Origin of the sequence: Marinobacter sp. F3R08, from assembly GCF_018860425.1 — a bacterium.
Lineage (GTDB): Bacteria > Pseudomonadota > Gammaproteobacteria > Pseudomonadales > Oleiphilaceae > Marinobacter.
Window position 1 is genome coordinate 113,679 of sequence record NZ_JAHKPI010000005.1, and the last position, 15,587, is coordinate 129,265.

General features: G+C 54.7%; 11 protein-coding genes. 5 read left to right on the plus strand and 6 right to left on the minus strand.

What is annotated here, in order from left to right; genetic code table 11:
* Positions 1–49: 49 nt before the first annotated feature.
* The gene (gene glnE, locus KO499_RS01340) at positions 50–2,956 is read right to left on the minus strand and encodes a bifunctional [glutamate--ammonia ligase]-adenylyl-L-tyrosine phosphorylase/[glutamate--ammonia-ligase] adenylyltransferase (RefSeq protein WP_215981963.1); all 2,907 of its coding nucleotides are present in this window, start codon (positions 2,954–2,956) and stop codon (positions 50–52) included.
* 80 nt (positions 2,957–3,036) lie between these two features.
* Here glnE and KO499_RS01345 point away from each other — a divergent pair, with 80 nt between their 5' ends.
* Positions 3,037–4,215, plus strand: coding sequence for a potassium channel family protein (locus tag KO499_RS01345; RefSeq protein ID WP_215981964.1), 1,179 nt, complete (start codon positions 3,037–3,039; stop codon positions 4,213–4,215).
* Between the two features lie 19 nt (positions 4,216–4,234).
* On the opposite strand, the gene KO499_RS01350 is transcribed toward KO499_RS01345, so the two are convergent.
* The 5 genes from KO499_RS01350 to typA all read right to left on the minus strand — a co-directional run bounded on the left by KO499_RS01350 (position 4,235) and on the right by typA (position 10,121).
* Positions 4,235–5,101 carry a CYTH domain-containing protein gene (locus tag KO499_RS01350; RefSeq protein ID WP_215981965.1) on the minus strand — a complete coding sequence of 289 codons (867 nt, stop codon included), beginning with the start codon at positions 5,099–5,101 and terminating at the stop codon, positions 4,235–4,237.
* Between the two features lie 92 nt (positions 5,102–5,193).
* On the minus strand, positions 5,194–6,198 hold the full coding sequence (locus tag KO499_RS01355; RefSeq protein WP_215981966.1) for a porin: 1,005 nt from the start codon (positions 6,196–6,198) through the stop codon (positions 5,194–5,196).
* Positions 6,199–6,684: 486 nt separating this feature from the next.
* Positions 6,685–7,143, minus strand: a complete 459-nt coding sequence (dtd, locus tag KO499_RS01360) for a D-aminoacyl-tRNA deacylase (RefSeq protein ID WP_215981967.1) — start codon at positions 7,141–7,143, stop codon at positions 6,685–6,687.
* 91 nt (positions 7,144–7,234) lie between these two features.
* Positions 7,235–8,197 carry a prolyl aminopeptidase gene (gene pip / locus KO499_RS01365; protein ID WP_215981968.1) on the minus strand — a complete coding sequence of 321 codons (963 nt, stop codon included), beginning with the start codon at positions 8,195–8,197 and terminating at the stop codon, positions 7,235–7,237.
* A 112-nt stretch (positions 8,198–8,309) separates the two neighbouring features.
* The gene (gene typA / locus KO499_RS01370) at positions 8,310–10,121 is read right to left on the minus strand and encodes a translational GTPase TypA (protein ID WP_323133305.1); all 1,812 of its coding nucleotides are present in this window, start codon (positions 10,119–10,121) and stop codon (positions 8,310–8,312) included.
* Positions 10,122–10,690: 569 nt separating this feature from the next.
* On the opposite strand from typA, the gene glnA reads away from it, so the two are divergent.
* From glnA to ntrC, 4 genes are all read left to right on the plus strand, one after another.
* Positions 10,691–12,094, plus strand: coding sequence for a glutamate--ammonia ligase (gene glnA / locus KO499_RS01375; RefSeq protein ID WP_215981969.1), 1,404 nt, complete (start codon positions 10,691–10,693; stop codon positions 12,092–12,094).
* Between the two features lie 174 nt (positions 12,095–12,268).
* On the plus strand, positions 12,269–12,796 hold the full coding sequence (locus KO499_RS01380; RefSeq protein WP_215981970.1) for a DUF4124 domain-containing protein: 528 nt from the start codon (positions 12,269–12,271) through the stop codon (positions 12,794–12,796).
* A 255-nt stretch (positions 12,797–13,051) separates the two neighbouring features.
* Positions 13,052–14,149 (plus strand): nitrogen regulation protein NR(II), encoded by a 1,098-nt coding sequence (gene glnL / locus KO499_RS01385; RefSeq protein WP_215982006.1) that lies wholly within the window; start codon positions 13,052–13,054, stop codon positions 14,147–14,149.
* Positions 14,146–15,573 carry a nitrogen regulation protein NR(I) gene (gene ntrC / locus KO499_RS01390; RefSeq protein WP_215981971.1) on the plus strand — a complete coding sequence of 476 codons (1,428 nt, stop codon included), beginning with the start codon at positions 14,146–14,148 and terminating at the stop codon, positions 15,571–15,573. The genes glnL and ntrC overlap by 4 nt, the downstream gene beginning before the upstream one ends.
* The last annotated feature ends 14 nt before the right edge of the window (positions 15,574–15,587 follow it).

Below are 15,587 nucleotides of genomic sequence, written 5' to 3' on the forward strand. Positions count from 1 at the left end.
GAGGGGAATTGGCATTCTAGCAGGAAAAACTGCCGGAATTGAATTTGCCTCAGACATCAATCATGACTTTTTTCCACATGGCCCGGATGTAATCACGCTCTTCGGTAAAGGCATCGCCGGCGACCTGGCTGTTCAGGTTTTGCAATGCCCGCCGGTGAATCGTGGAACGGAGTGCGATAAAGGCTTCTCTGAGTTTTTCAGCATCCTCCACCGCAAGGACACCGGCGCGGCCCAACTCCTCCATCTGACGAATGTTGTCGGACCACTGAGTCAGCTCCGGATGCTCCGAGCACCAGGCCAGCATCAGGTATTGGACCAGAAACTCGATATCAACAATACCTCCGGTATCATGCTTGATATGGAAGACCTCCGCCTGCCGACTCTCAGGCGTAGCAAGGTTGGCACGCATTTTCTCGCGCATATCGACCACCTCGGTACGCAGCTTTTCACGATCACGTGCCTGGCAGAGGATGTCACGGCGGATGGACTCAAAGGCTTCAAGCGTCTCGCCACACCCGGCAACGCCCCGGGCACGGGCCAGTGCCTGATGCTCCCATGTCCAGGCATCGTCGCGCTGGTATTTTTCGAAAGCCTGCAAGGTGCTGACCAGGAGTCCGGAGTTACCGGACGGTCGAAGACGCATATCCACTTCGTAGAGTTGCCCTGACGGCGTCTGGGTATTGAGGATGTGAACAACCCTTTGTCCCAGCCGGGTGTAGAAAACCGCATTATCAATGGGCTTGTCGCCATCGGTCGACAATTCCGGATCGGCATTGTGCACAAACACCAGATCCAGATCCGAGGTATACCCAAGCTCAATCCCGCCCAGCTTGCCATAGCCTATGATGACGAAGTCCGTCTCACAGGCAGAACCATCAGCTCTGCGTGGGTAGCCGTGACGGCTGACCAGATTGGCAAACGCAACATCCACGACATGATCCAGAACAACCTCGGCAATCCAGGTCAGATAATCACTGACCTTCATCAACGGCAAGGTTCCTTTCAACTCGGAAGCGGCTACCCGCAGGATGTGCGCTTTCTTGAAATGCCGCAGGGATTCCATCTGCTCTTCCAGATCCTCAAACGGAATCCGCAGCATCTGCTGGCGCAAGTCATCCTGTAACTCGGCCTTGGCCGGCGGGTGGTAGAGGCTCTCCGCGTTCAGGAGCTCATCCAGCAGTAACGGCGTCTCCGCCAGCTGCCGGGCAATCCAGGGGCTCTCGCTGCACAGGCGGACCAGTTGAGTACTGGCGCCCGGATTTTCCAGCAGCAACACCATGTAGGCCGTGCGTCGCAGAATGGCCTCTACCAGCTGCAACACCCTGGATAGGGTCTCGGAGGGGTTATGAACCTGGGTGAGCGCCTCCAGCAATTTAGGCATGAACTGGTTTAACCGCTCTCTCCCCTGGGTCTGAAGATTCTGTACCGTTCGGTTGTCATGCAGCTCAGCCAGCTCGGCCAGCGTCTTCTCTGGGGCTTCGTATCCCTGACCTTTCAGCCAATCAACGGCTGTGTCCTCTTCCATTTCGGACAGCCAAAGCTCGAACCATCCCTCATCCAGTGATGCCTGCCCTTTATCCTCTTCATCTTCAGTGGTGATGATATTGGCAAAATGGGTGGCCACTCGTTCCCGGTGTTCTCTGAGACTCTGCTCACAGGCCTGCCACGAATCAAACCCCATGATCGCCGACACCCGCGCCTGCGACATCTCATCGTCCGGCAGTAGCTGCGTCTGTTTGTCCTCCATACCCTGAAGGGCGTGTTCCAGGTTGCGCAAAAACACATAGGCTTCCCGAAGTTCACGAACCACAGGTGAAGGTAACAACTCCAATTCTTCAAGCTCGGTCAGGATCACCAGCAATTCGCGTTGCTGAAGCTCTCTGTCACGACCACCACGAATGAGCTGAAAGGCCTGCACGACAAACTCGATCTCACGGATACCACCGCTTCCGAGTTTGATGTTATTTTCCAACCCTTTCCGACGCACTTCCCGGCTGATCATGGCCTTCATACTGCGGAGGGATTCGAAGGCACTGAAATCGATGTACTTGCGATAAACAAACGGACGCAGGCTCTCCATCAGAACCTCTCCGGCAAGCTGATCCCCCGCCACCACCCGGGCCTTGACCATGGCATATCGCTCCCAGTCCCGCCCCTGATCCTGATAATAGGCCTCCAGGGCAGCAAAGCTCAGGGCCAGGGCTCCGCTCTGACCGTAGGGCCGCAGGCGCATATCAACCCGAAAAACAAAGCCATCCGCCGTTATCTGGTCGAGAGCCTGAATCAACCGCTGCCCCAGGCGAACGAAAAACTGCTGATTATCCAGAGACCGTCGCCCCCCGACCGTTTCCCCATTGCCAGGGAACGCAAAAATCAGGTCGATATCCGAAGAGACATTCAATTCACGGCCACCAAGTTTCCCCATGCCCAGGACAACCATCTTCTGGTCTGATTCCTGGCCGGTCACCGGATCCACAGCGCGAGGCGTGCCGTACTGTTCACACGCATCCTGGTGCAGCCACTCCAGTGCGCCGTCAATGCAGATGCCAGCAAAGGCACTGGTTGCAGCCATGGTTTCGGCCAGATCTGCCCACCGCATCAAATCCCGCCATATAATCCGGAACTGGGACTCCATGCGAAATTGGCGTAAGGCTGAATGCAGGGCCGGCTCGCTGTCCACCCCTGCCAGGTATTCCTTCCAGCGACTCTCAAGGTAGCTGGAAGTAGTCGGCTCCGTGAGGGCTCGCGATGACTGCAGAGACTGAACCTGTTCGGAATGGCGCTCCAGAGTCTGACGCAGGAACAGGCTGCGGGAAATCGCAGTCGCAACCACAGAGGCATCCATGCCTTCTGACGACGTGAGCCACGCCGGCACTCCCTCCGGAAACACTGAATGCCAACAACCGGATACTTCATCCGCCAGCAGTTTCGGAAGGCTGTGCCATGGCTCGGACATAATGCAAACCCCTGTCTCTCTGTTATATTTCCGGTACTGTATAACGAACTTACCCGCAACTGAACAGGTCGCCCCTACGGATGCTAAGAAACCGCCGCCCGCTGAATCCGGAGCACCAACAAACCCACCTGCCAATGGGGGGGATGATTCGGGGCCGTATCAGACGGCTTTTCGCGATACTGGGTTTGTTGCTTTCGGTTCAGACTCTGATTCTCTGGACGGCAGAGGACCTGACTATTTTCGAGTCTGCGTGGCTGACCATGACCACGCTGGTGACGGTAGGCTACGGCGATTACGCCCCCCAAACGCTGATCGGGCGACTCAGCACCATCGTGTTGATGTTCATTACCGCGATCACCTTGATGACACTGATTGTCAGTGATTATATCGAGTACCGCTTCTACCGCCGTGAACGTATCCTTACTGGGAGATGGATCTACAAGATGAAAGATCACATAGTCATCATCAACACGCCAAAGAACGGCGGGCAGCAGTATTTTATGCGCTTCGCCTCGCAGATTCGGGCAATACCCGGCTACGAAACCATTCCCATTATGCTTCTGACTCGCGAGTTCCCTTCCGGCCTTCCGAAGGAGCTGTCAGACATCGGAGTTGTTCACTACCACGGCGCCGGTTTTGACAAGACGGCACTGAAAGCAGTTCACGCAGGCAGCGCTCGCCACATCATTGTTCTGGCAGCCGACGAGGCTGACCCCTATTCCGACAGCCTGACCTTCGACATTGCCCACCGCCTGGCAGAGCTGAACCTTGGCAACCACACCATTGTTGAAGCCGTCAGTGACGAGAACCGGGAGCGCTTCAAGACCCTGGGGGTCCGTACCATCATCCGTCCGGTTCGGACTTACCCGGAAATCATGGTCCGCTCAGTCGTGGCGCCGGGCTCGGAGAAAGTGCTGGAGGATCTGTTCAGTTACGAGAAGGACCATCCCCACCGATACGACCTGAAACTGGACGACCTGAACTGGGCCGATATCGTCAGTGCTCTGGTACGCCACGGTATCGGAACCGCGCTCGCCTACATTGATAACGACAACGAAGTAATCTGTCACCCTTCGTCGAATCAGGAGGTTGAAGGTAAAGGACTGATTGTGCTGGTAAATTCCACTGAAACACCGGATGTATCTGTGGTGATAGAGGCCCTGGACCGATACCGGGCATTCCTGAAACAATGGCGCCAGCAGTCGGCCTCTGAGGCAACAGGAGAAAAGCAACCACCGAAGACAGGGGCCAATCCTTGACGGCCCCTCCCATCGAAGATCAGCTGCTTTTCAATGCAGCGAGCTGCAACTGAAGAACGCCCAGCCCGGTGGATCCTTCCGCCAGCTCCCGAACACCAGCGCCGCTGGAAAGATCGGAAACCACCTGCTGCCAAAGCTGCCTGCAGCCTGCTGCTTCGGCGGCTTTTGCAATCTCTGAAAGATCGTACTGCCCTGCCTCGAACGTTTTATCCAGCAGCCAACAGACGCTTAGTGCCCGGAGAAACTCGATGACACTGAGCAACTGCCCGGAGTGTGCAACCTCCGGACGATACAACCCTGCAAGAAAATAGCCCTGCTCGGCTTTGCTGACAAAATTCAGGAAAACCGGCACTTCCCGGGCCAGTTCGAGCGCCCATGCGACAAGCTGTCCGCTTTCCCCGTCTTTCAGTTCAAACTCCACTTCGTGCAGCGGCCATTGGACGGTATTACCAGAGACACTGCCGGAATCAACCGCGATTTCAATCACCGCCTGTCTCTCTTCGAGCCAGAGTACCTGGCGCTGAAAGTTGGTTTCGAAAACCACCTGAAGGCTGCTGAGATCCAACTCAGCGCTCAACGGCGTTCCTCCCAGCAATGACGAATCGAGTTCTGGTCCGGATACCGGCCACTCCCACTCTTCGCGACGATGAGCGCCATCAACAAACTGACCTTGTGTTTTCAGGGTCTGGATATAGCCATCACCGCCTTTACGAACCCTCAATGCGGCCTTGGCGCGATTCAGGTCAGCATTGGGGGTGTCAAAATAACGATTGATTAACGACTTCAAAGTACCCGTACGTACCTGTGGGCAGGAAGATAACCACTCAACTGCCCGAGTCTGCGCACCGGCAGAAACACTGAGTTTGATTTCCAGCTCGGTTGCCATTTCAACGGCCTGTTTTTCAGAGTTCCAAAACGCAAAAACCGGCGATCCGAAGATCGCCGGTTTTCATACTACTGGATTAGCCGATTGGCTGATCAGAAGTAGTATACAGCGCCAACAGCTGCGATAGTGCGCTCGTCACCGCCGGCAGCAACACCGTCCGGATCGGCATAGTAAGTATCTGCGTCAGCACTGGACAGGTAGCCTTCGAAGTAGACGTACATGTGATCAGACACGTTGTGCAGAGCCTGCAGAATGATGGTGTCGTTCTTGTCATCAGTAGCGTCAACGTCCTGTACCTGGTAGGACAGAGCGAACTGGTTCGCGCCCATGGTGTAAACACCCATCACACCCATGATGTCGCTAACGTCTTTGCGAGTCTGGTATTCACCGATCAGGCTGAAATCGCCAGCACTGTAAGTTGCGCTCAGGCCGTAGCTGTTTTCGTTGTTCACGCCAGCGCCGTCGTTAGAATCAACACCGGCAGAGATTTCCAGAGCGTCAACTGCGTAGGTAGCTACCAGCTGGTAAGGGTAAGACTTGTCAGAACCACCTTTGGTGTCGTTGTCGCCATTAACCTGAACAGCGGCAGACACAGTCAGGCCGCCGAAAGACGGTGACATGTACTGAACCAGGTCGCCTTCACCGGTAGAGTAGTTGGCGAAGATGTCAGAACCGATTTCGTGGAAGTTACCAATCTTAACGATGGCACTTTCGTAAACAGAGTCGTCAGAACCAACCCAAACCTGACCGAAGCTGTCGCCTTTCACACCGATGTAGGCTTCATCCAGGCCGTCAATACCGTTGCTGCTGGACTTGTCGTCAGCGTTGATACCTTCGAGCTCCAGTTTGAAGAAGCCAGTGATACCAGGAGCGATTTCGTGGTCGTGCTTGATGCCGAGGGTTGAACCGTTATCGGAATGATCAACAACAGAACCAGAGCCGTCTACGTTTGTGTGCGTGAGGGCATACTGGATGTTGCCGTATACTTCCGGCATGGAGTCCATTTTAGCGGCCAGTTCAGATGCACTCTCCATAGCCAGCGCTGAGCCGGAGAATGTCGCTGCTGCAATAGCTGAGGCAATGAGCGTTTTTTTCATGTTGCGTCTTCCTTTTTGAGTTAACTCAGGTTTTAGCGACGGGTTCTTATCCCGATTTTGTATGGCTTCACCAGCCAGGCTGGATGAGGCCGATTCTGCATTACCCCTATGTCACTTTCATGACAGAGGAATAGCTTTTCTTCTTTTTGAATAAATCGGACAAATTCCAGATCTATACAGCTCAAACACTTACAGAACTTTTTTAAAGCTCTGGATGATGAACCTGTTTTAATACAATAGTTCTCATTTTGCAAATTAACTGCGCGGCAGTTTTAGCTCTTTTCACAGCAGAAACGCAAGTGTTTATGCCATTTCGTACTCACGAGCGGCGTTACAGTTGCGTTCAAATCCGAGGCCAGATTCACATTAACTCTTAATAAACAAAATGTTAGGTGCCTTTCCACCCAAACCATCAACGTTCACCAAGACAATTCCGCACCAATACAGACCGGCATGACGGCAATCGCACAATAGCAGGGCAACGACCTATCCACCCTTTAATCTACTTTCCAGCATAAAGGTCGCAGGCCCTTCGTTGACCAACCCCACCTTCATGTCCGCGCCAAATCTGCCTTCCTTCACCTTGCCCACGCCAAGCTGCAATCGAGCATCTGCCAAAAACGATCCGTACAGCTTTTTGGCGACATCAGGGGCCGCAGCCAGGGAAAACCCGGGCCTGGCTCCGGAAGAGGTATCCGCCGCCAAGGTGAACTGCGGGACAACAAGGAGATCCCCACCGATATCAAGCAAGCTGCAGTTCATCCGACCTGCGTCATCGGGAAATACTCGGTAATTGAGGATTTTCCGGCAAAGCTCCTTTGTTTCACCCTCGCCATCGTGCTTCTCGACACCCAGCAACAACAAAAGGCCTGCGTTGATTGAGGCTATTTCCTCCCCATCCACAGTAACACTGGCTTGAGATACACGCTGGATCAGACCTTTCATTAACGGACGCGGGGACCATTGAACAGGCAAAATTAAGATTTAGAAAGAGTGTATCCATGACGATTAAGGGTCGCAACCCTGTCAATGGAATTCAGCCTGCACTTTTTTCCGTTTTCGCCACCACGGATTCAATACCCCGAATGAGCGCGTCGACGATGGCAGGCTCTGAAGCCGAATGGCCCGCATCACGAATAATCTGGAGTTCCGCCTCTTTCCAGGCCCGGCTGAGTACAAGCGCATTCTCCAGCGGGCAGACCATATCGTAGCGTCCGTGAACGATAATTCCTGGAATGTCCGCCAGCCGATCAGCATTGCGAACGATCTGATCTGACTCAAGGAAACCGGAATTCATAAAGTAGTGGCATTCAATGCGTGCCAGGGCGATGGCGACATGCGGATGGCCGAAATGCTCCACCACTCTGGGATTCGGATGCAGCGTCGCACACCGGCCTTCCCAGACAGACCAGGCCTTGGCGGCCTGAATCTGCTCCAACTCGTTGGAGCTGGTCAGTTTTCGGTAGTAGGCCGCCACCATATTGCCCCGTTCAGATTCAGGGATTTGCGCTTCAAAATCCGACCAGTAATCCGGGAAGATACGACTGGCACCGTCCTGATAGAACCATTGGATATCCCGGGGCCGACAGAGAAAAATGCCCCGAAGAACAAGCCCAGAGACTCGCTCCGGGTAAGCCTGCGCATAAACAAGACTCAGGGTTGCACCCCAACTGCCACCAAACAAAAGCCACTTGTCGATACCCAGAAACGACCGCACCGCCTCGATATCCGCCACCAGCTTGTCTGTGCTGTTGCCCTCAAGCTCTGCCAGCGGGGTGGAGCGCCCGGCACCCCGCTGATCCATCAGAATAATACGAAACCTCTCAGCATCGAAGAAACGCCGGTGATAGTCTTCACACCCTCCACCCGGGCCGCCATGCACCACCAGAACCGGCATCCCGTCCGGGTTCCCGCTTTCCTCGACATACAGCTCGTGGGGAGGATCAACAGCAATTCGATGCTGGGCGTTGGGTTTGATTTCCGGGTACAAAGTGAGCATGGACGGCTCCGTACAGAGGATTTACCGGGAGTTTAGCTCAAGGCCATAAAAAAAGGGCCGAATGAATGAATCACCCGGCCCTTTTCCAATTCGATCTGAAAGCGTCAGCCCATTATTTTTTGTTGGCCCGCTTACGCTCGTTCTCAGTCAGCAGCTTCTTGCGCAGCCGAATGGACTTCGGCGTCACCTCTACCAGCTCGTCGTCATCAATGAACTCCAAAGCCTGCTCAAGAGTAAACTTGATGGGCGGCACCAGACCGATAACTTCATCCTTGCCAGAGGCGCGCATGTTATCGAGCTTCTTGCCCTTGGTCGGGTTAACCACCAGGTCATTGTCCCGACTGTGGATACCACACAGCTGCCCTTCATAGATCTCCTGCCCGGGATCCAGGAACAACTTGCCCCGGCTCTGCAGTGTTTCCAGCGAGTAGGTCAGTGCGGTGCCTGTTGCCATGGATACAATGACGCCGTTCTGCCGGCTGGTGACATCGCCAACCTTGATCGGACCGTAATGGCTGAAGGTAGACGTCAGAATACCCGTGCCTGAAGTCATGGTCAGGAAGGTGTTCCGGAAGCCGATCAGGCCACGGGCTGGGATGGTGTACTCAAGACGCATCCGCCCCTTGCCATCCGGCACCATGTTGGTCAGATCGCCTTTGCGCAGCCCCATTTGCTCCATGATCGGGCCCTGATGCTGCTCTTCAATGTCGACGATGACATTCTCGTACGGCTCTTGCTTCACTCCGTCAACTTCGCGAATAACAACTTCCGGGCGACCGACGGCCAGCTCGAAATTCTCACGACGCATATTTTCAATCAGTACCGACAGGTGCAGCTCACCACGACCGGAAACCTTGAATTTGTCTGCCGACTCACCTTCCTCAACACGCAAAGCCACGTTGTGCAGCAGCTCTTTTTCCAGCCGTTCCTTGATGTTCCGGCTGGTCACGTACTTGCCTTCCTTACCGGCAAAAGGCGAATCATTAACCTGGAAAGTCATGGATACCGTCGGCTCATCGACAGTCAGTGCAGGCAGAGCCTCAACGTTAGCCTGATCACACAGTGTGTCCGAGATGAACAACTCGTCCATGCCGCTGACACACACGATGTCGCCAGCCTGGGCCTCTTCCACCTCAACACGCTGCAGACCGGAGTGCCCCATGATTTTCAGGATACGGCCGTTGCGTTTTTTGCCATCAGCGCCAATCGCCGTTACCGGCGAATTGGTCTTGATTTTTCCGCGCATGATACGACCGATACCAATGACGCCCAGGAAGCTGTTGTAGTCCAGCTGGGAGATCTGCATCTGGAACGGACCGTCCAGATCAACACTCGGTGCCGGCACATGATCAACAACCGCCTGGAACACGGCGTCCATGTTGTCATCCAGGCTCTCATGATCCATACCGGCAATACCATTCAGCGCACTGGCATACACGATCGGAAAATCGAGCTGTTCATCCGTAGCGCCAAGAGCATCAAACAGATCAAACACCTGATCAACGACCCAATCCGGGCGAGCACCCGGGCGATCGATTTTGTTGACGACCACAATGGGGCGAAGGCCAGCGGCAAATGCCTTCTGGGTTACAAAGCGGGTCTGTGGCATCGGGCCATCAATGGAATCAACCACCAACAGCACACAATCAACCATGCTCATTACCCGCTCGACTTCGCCACCGAAATCAGCGTGCCCAGGTGTGTCTACGATGTTGATATCGTAGTCGTTCCATTTCAGAGCAGTGTTCTTGGCCAGAATGGTGATGCCCCGTTCTTTCTCCTGGTCGTTGGAGTCCATGACCCGCTCGCTGTCGAGCTCCTTGCGCTCCAGCGTGCCCGACTGGCGCAGCAACTGGTCTACAAGGGTGGTTTTACCATGGTCAACATGGGCGATGATGGCGATATTACGAAGTTTTTCAATCACAAAAATATTCCTGCGGCATGCACTCAATGACCTGAGAAGGTCGTTCGCAGGGACAATCCCAGCACATGCCGTCTCAAATCCGTAAAATGAACTCATTCACCGGCGCTGATTGCCCGGCACCCTGCACGATGTTTCCGGCCATTAACCAGGAAGTGACAGGGTAAAAAATGAAGCGGCGCGCAGTATAGCGAAAAGTCTGTGTCGTTAATATGAAGAAAAACGCCTACCGCCCAAACAGTTGAAAACAAATATTCCGCACTTTTTTGGCGCGCCGCCAAAATTAATGCACCACACTGGTGCGCCAATCAAGTGCAAAGAACGTTCGGGCAGCCTCAAAATTCTTCCCAATGCGCCCCAAACCCTTGCAGTTGCGCCGCTCTGGAGCATGCCCTAAAAATTGGCAAGCGCCTTGCTTTAACGAACTCAGCCGAAATTTACAGGTAAGACGCAACGGCATTTGCTAAGCTGCGAAAACCTGAGAAGCAGATCGGAAGCCGTAAAACCGGGCGATCCGTCACCACGAACATGAATATAGCCGCCTGTGCGGTATAACTTACGGAGCATGCACAATGTCCAAGACAGTTGATTTGATCAAAGAACACGAAGTCAAATGGGTTGACCTGCGCTTCACTGACAGCCGCGGTAAAGAGCAGCACGTTACACTGCCCGCCACCGAAGTAGATGAAGACTTTTTTGTAGATGGCAAAATGTTTGACGGCTCCTCCATCGCGGGCTGGAAAGGCATCAACGAATCCGACATGATCCTGATGCCGGACGACGAGACCTCCGTTCTCGACCCGTTCACCGAAGAAACCACCGTGAACATCACCTGCAACATCGTAGAGCCTTCTACCATGCAGGGTTATGAGCGCGACCCGCGCTCCGTTGCCCGTCGTGCAGAGGAATACCTCAAGTCTACCGGCATCGCTGACGGCGCCCTGTTTGGCCCGGAGCCGGAGTTCTTCGTATTTGACTCCGTGAAGTGGAATGTCGACATGCAGGGTGCGATGTACAGCATTCACTCTGAAGAAGCCGCCTGGGTATCCGGCGAAGATTTCGATCGCAACAACATCGGTCACCGCCCGGGCGTTAAAGGTGGTTACTTCCCGGTTCCGCCGGTCGACAGCCTGCACGACCTGCGTGGTGCTATGTGTGCCGCCATGGAATCCATGGGACTCGAAATTGAAGTTCATCACCACGAAGTGGGAACCGCTGGCCAGTGCGAAATCGGCGTTGGCGCCAACACCCTGACTCGCAAGGCTGATGAAGTTCAGATCCTGAAATACTGCGTACACAACGTAGCTCACGCATACGGCAAGACTGCCACCTTCATGCCCAAGCCGGTTGTAGGTGACAACGGCTCTGGCATGCACGTTCACATGTCTCTGAACAAAGACGGCAAGAACCTGTTTGCCGGTGACAGCTACGCTGGCCTGAGCGAATCCGCCCTGTATTACATCGGCGGCGTTATCAAGCATGCCAAGGCCATCAACGCCTTCACCAACAGCTCCACCAACTCCTACAAGCGTCTGGTTCCGGGCTTCGAAGCTCCGGTTATGCTGGCCTACTCTGCCCGCAACCGTTCCGCTTCAATCCGTATTCCGTACGTCAACAGCCCGAAAGCGCGTCGTATCGAAGTACGCTTCCCTGATGCGTCTGCCAACCCGTACCTGGCGTTCGCAGCTCTGATGATGGCTGGTCTCGACGGCATCCAGAACAAGATCCACCCGGGCGATGCCATGGACAAGGATCTGTACGACCTGCCGAAGGAAGAAGCCCTGAGCATTCCGACCGTTGCCGAGACATTCTCTGAAGCGCTGGATTGCCTGGAAGCAGATCACGAGTTCCTGACTCGTGGCGGCGTATTCACCGAAGATATGATCGCAGGCTACGTAGAGCTGAAGCGCGGTGAAGTGGAAAAACTGAACATGACCACTCACCCGGTCGAGTTCGATCTGTACTACTCCTGCTAATCTCTCTCCCGAGAGAATCAGCAGACAAGCCCCGCCTCGTGCGGGGCTTTTTTTGTGCGCAAATGCACACTACCTGAAGCCCTTAACGATATGTAACCAATATCCGGGGCCGCAGGCGTTGAAAAGACAATGGGTGCCGCCGATAATCGGGAAAACTCTATATCAGGTGAGCTTATGAATCCAAAGTCTGGATTGGTTATCAGCCTTCTGTTTGTTTTGACGGCTCCGGCGGTCTCTGCCGAGGTTTACCGCAACGTCGATGCTTACGGCAACGTCACCTACTCTGATGAGCCCAGCGAGGGCTCTGAAACGATCGATGTCAAACCGGTCACGACAATTACCCTGCCCAAGCCAGAGGTTGTGGAGGAAACCATAAAGCTGCGCGAAGAAGTTCAGCGACAGGGCGCAGCCTACGAAAGCGTTTCTTTCACCTCTCCGAACAACAACCAGGCATTTCACAGTGGCAGTGGCGACGTCCAGTTCGAGGTGCGCAGCACCCCTCCCCTGCAGTCAGGCCATAAATACGAAGTTACCCTGGACGGACAGCCAATCGGGCAAAGTGAGTCAGGCTCGATTCTTGTCAACAACGTCTTCCGTGGCACCCACGAAGCACGTGCTCATATTGTGGATGAAAACGGAGTTCAGATAAAAACCGGTTCACAGATTACCTTCACCGTTCACCGCCCCTCTGCACTAAACTAATCGAGCACCTCAACCAGAGCGCACCGTTGTGGTGCGCTCGCACCAGAAACGCGCTATGCTTTGATCGGCAACGGGGCGGCACATCCGCGCAGATCGGGGGCGCCCCTTCCATTTGCACCAGCTTACGTCACGTTTTGGCGCTGATACGTACCCTCTGCTCGCCCTTTGCCCATTCATTTGCGAACTTGGTTCAAAGTGGTTCGCTTTTTGCAAAACTCCGGAGGTCACATTATGTCGAACCAACGGGATTCACGCATGGCACTGCCTTCGGCCCCCTATCAAACCGGATACAAGAGCATACTCGACAGCCTCACCACGGCCGTCCTGGTACTTGAGGGCACCCTGACCATCCGGTATCTCAATCCAGCGGCCGAAAGCCTGTTCGAAACAAGCATGACTCGGAGCTATGGCCAATCGTTCCAGGACATTCTGGTCGAATCTGAGGACGCCCTGAAAACTTTGTTCTCGTCAGCCCGTAACGGACAATCCTATACTCGCCGTGAAGCCGAATTTCACCTTACAAGTGGCTCACGACTGACCGTCGATTATTCCGTAACGCCTATCAGCCTGGACCCAACTGAACTGCTGATCGAAATCCAGCCCAGGGACAGGCTGATGCGAATCAGCCGGGAAGAAGACATCATCTCCCAACAGGAAACCACTCGAATTCTGGTTCGGGGCATGGCCCACGAGATCAAGAATCCGCTCGGTGGCATCCGGGGCGCAGCTCAGCTTCTTGACCGGGAACTCAACAGTGAAGACCAGCGGGAATATACCCGGGTCATCATTGATGAAGCCGATCGGCTCAGAGGCCTTGTAGACCGGATGCTAGGCCCCAACAAAGCCCTCAAACTTGCACCAACCAACATTCATGAAATCCTCGAACGAGTGGGCACGTTACTTGAGGCGGAAAGTAAAGGGCGCCTGAATTTCAGACGGGATTACGACCCCAGCATCCCAGAATTCAAGGGCGACAAGGAGCAGTTGATTCAGGCGTTTCTGAATATTGCCCGAAATGCCATGGAAGCCGCTTTCGAGAACCAGGGCGGCCACAGCTCTGAAGAGCCGCCAACAATTACCTTCCGCACTCGAACCTTCCGCCAGTTCACTATCGGAAATCGACGCCACCGGCTGGTATGTCGTATCGACGTTATCGACAACGGTCCCGGCATTCCGCCGGAGCTTGTACAGAATATTTTCTATCCGATGATCAGTGGCCGTGCCAGTGGCACCGGTCTGGGCCTGTCAATTACCCAGAGCATCATCGGCCAACACCGTGGACTGGTTGAATGCGAGAGCGAACCAGGCCGAACCGACTTCATCATCTTCCTGCCTCTGGAGGACACCCCATGAGCCAACCGGCAAACGTCTGGATCATAGACGACGACCGCAGTATTCGATGGGTGCTGGAGCGCGCCCTTAACCAGGCCGGTATGCAGCCTCGAGTTTTTGACAGTGGTGAAAGCATCATGATGCGGCTGGAACATGAACAGCCGGATGCCATCGTAAGCGATATCCGGATGCCTGGAATCGACGGTATCACACTGCTGTCCCAGATCGTGGACGCCCACCCGGACGTACCTGTCATCATCATGACAGCTCACTCGGATCTGGAAAGTGCTGTAACCAGTTATCAGACTGGCGCATTTGAATATCTTCCAAAGCCGTTTGATGTGGATGACGCCGTAGCGCTGGTCAAACGCGCCGTCGCCCACAGCCACGAGAAGCGCGCTAATGGCGAGCCTCAGGCCGAGATGGTTCAGCGCAGCGCCGAAATCATCGGTGAAGCACCCGCCATGCAGGAAGTTTTCCGCGCTATCGGGCGGCTGTCGCATTCCAATATCACCGTATTGATCAACGGCGAAAGCGGCACCGGCAAAGAACTGGTTGCCCAGGCACTGCATAATCATAGCCCACGAGCCAAGCATCCGTTCATTGCACTGAACATGGCCGCAATCCCGAAAGACCTGATTGAGTCCGAACTGTTTGGTCACGAAAAGGGCGCTTTTACTGGAGCGGGTGGCGCTCGACAGGGTCGATTCGAACAAGCTAATGGCGGCACGCTATTTCTGGATGAAATCGGGGACATGCCCGCCGACACCCAGACCCGACTACTGCGTGTTCTGGCCGATGGCGAGTTTTACCGCGTCGGTGGTACAACCCCGATAAAGGTGGACGTGCGCATCATAGCCGCAACACACCAGGACCTGGAAAGACTGGTACAGGCCGGGACGTTTCGAGAAGACTTGTTCCACCGCCTGAATGTAATTCGTGTGCACCTCCCCAAGCTGGCCGAACGTCGGGAAGACATCCCCAGGCTGATGCAGCATTTCCTGAAACGGGCCGCAAAAGAGCTGGCTGTAGAGCCCAAGATTCTCCGAGAAGAAGCGGAAGAATATCTCACTACCCTGCCCTGGCCCGGCAACGTCCGCCAATTGGAAAATACCTGTCGTTGGCTGACCGTCATGGCCAGCGGCCGTGAGATCCACATTGACGACCTCCCGCCTGAGCTACTGCACCAGGCCGAAGCACCAACCACGGGCACGACCTGGCAGGAAGGCCTCAAGAACTGGGCGGAACAGGAACTCAAGCGGGGCAAAAAAGGCATTCTCGATACAGCTGTCCCGGAATTCGAGAAAATCATGATTGAAACCGCACTGAAACATACCGGAGGTCGGCGCCGTGATGCTTCAATTCTGTTGGGGTGGGGACGAAATACGCTGACTCGGAAGATCAATGAGCTGGGGATGGACCATCCCGAACACGAAGAAGATTGACGATTGGCGAACCG

What these genes read in the sequence shown, in the direction of transcription:
- glnE (WP_215981963.1), bottom strand. Translation starts at nt 2,956, where the DNA reads ATGTCCGAGCCATGGCACAGCCTTCCGAAACTGCTGGCGGATGAAGTA.
- KO499_RS01345 (WP_215981964.1), top strand. Translation starts at nt 3,037, where the DNA reads ATGCTAAGAAACCGCCGCCCGCTGAATCCGGAGCACCAACAAACCCAC.
- KO499_RS01350 (WP_215981965.1), bottom strand. Translation starts at nt 5,101, where the DNA reads ATGGCAACCGAGCTGGAAATCAAACTCAGTGTTTCTGCCGGTGCGCAG.
- KO499_RS01355 (WP_215981966.1), bottom strand. Translation starts at nt 6,198, where the DNA reads ATGAAAAAAACGCTCATTGCCTCAGCTATTGCAGCAGCGACATTCTCC.
- dtd (WP_215981967.1), bottom strand. Translation starts at nt 7,143, where the DNA reads ATGAAAGGTCTGATCCAGCGTGTATCTCAAGCCAGTGTTACTGTGGAT.
- pip (WP_215981968.1), bottom strand. Translation starts at nt 8,197, where the DNA reads ATGCTCACTTTGTACCCGGAAATCAAACCCAACGCCCAGCATCGAATT.
- glnA (WP_215981969.1), top strand. Translation starts at nt 10,691, where the DNA reads ATGTCCAAGACAGTTGATTTGATCAAAGAACACGAAGTCAAATGGGTT.
- KO499_RS01380 (WP_215981970.1), top strand. Translation starts at nt 12,269, where the DNA reads ATGAATCCAAAGTCTGGATTGGTTATCAGCCTTCTGTTTGTTTTGACG.
- glnL (WP_215982006.1), top strand. Translation starts at nt 13,052, where the DNA reads ATGGCACTGCCTTCGGCCCCCTATCAAACCGGATACAAGAGCATACTC.
- ntrC (WP_215981971.1), top strand. Translation starts at nt 14,146, where the DNA reads ATGAGCCAACCGGCAAACGTCTGGATCATAGACGACGACCGCAGTATT.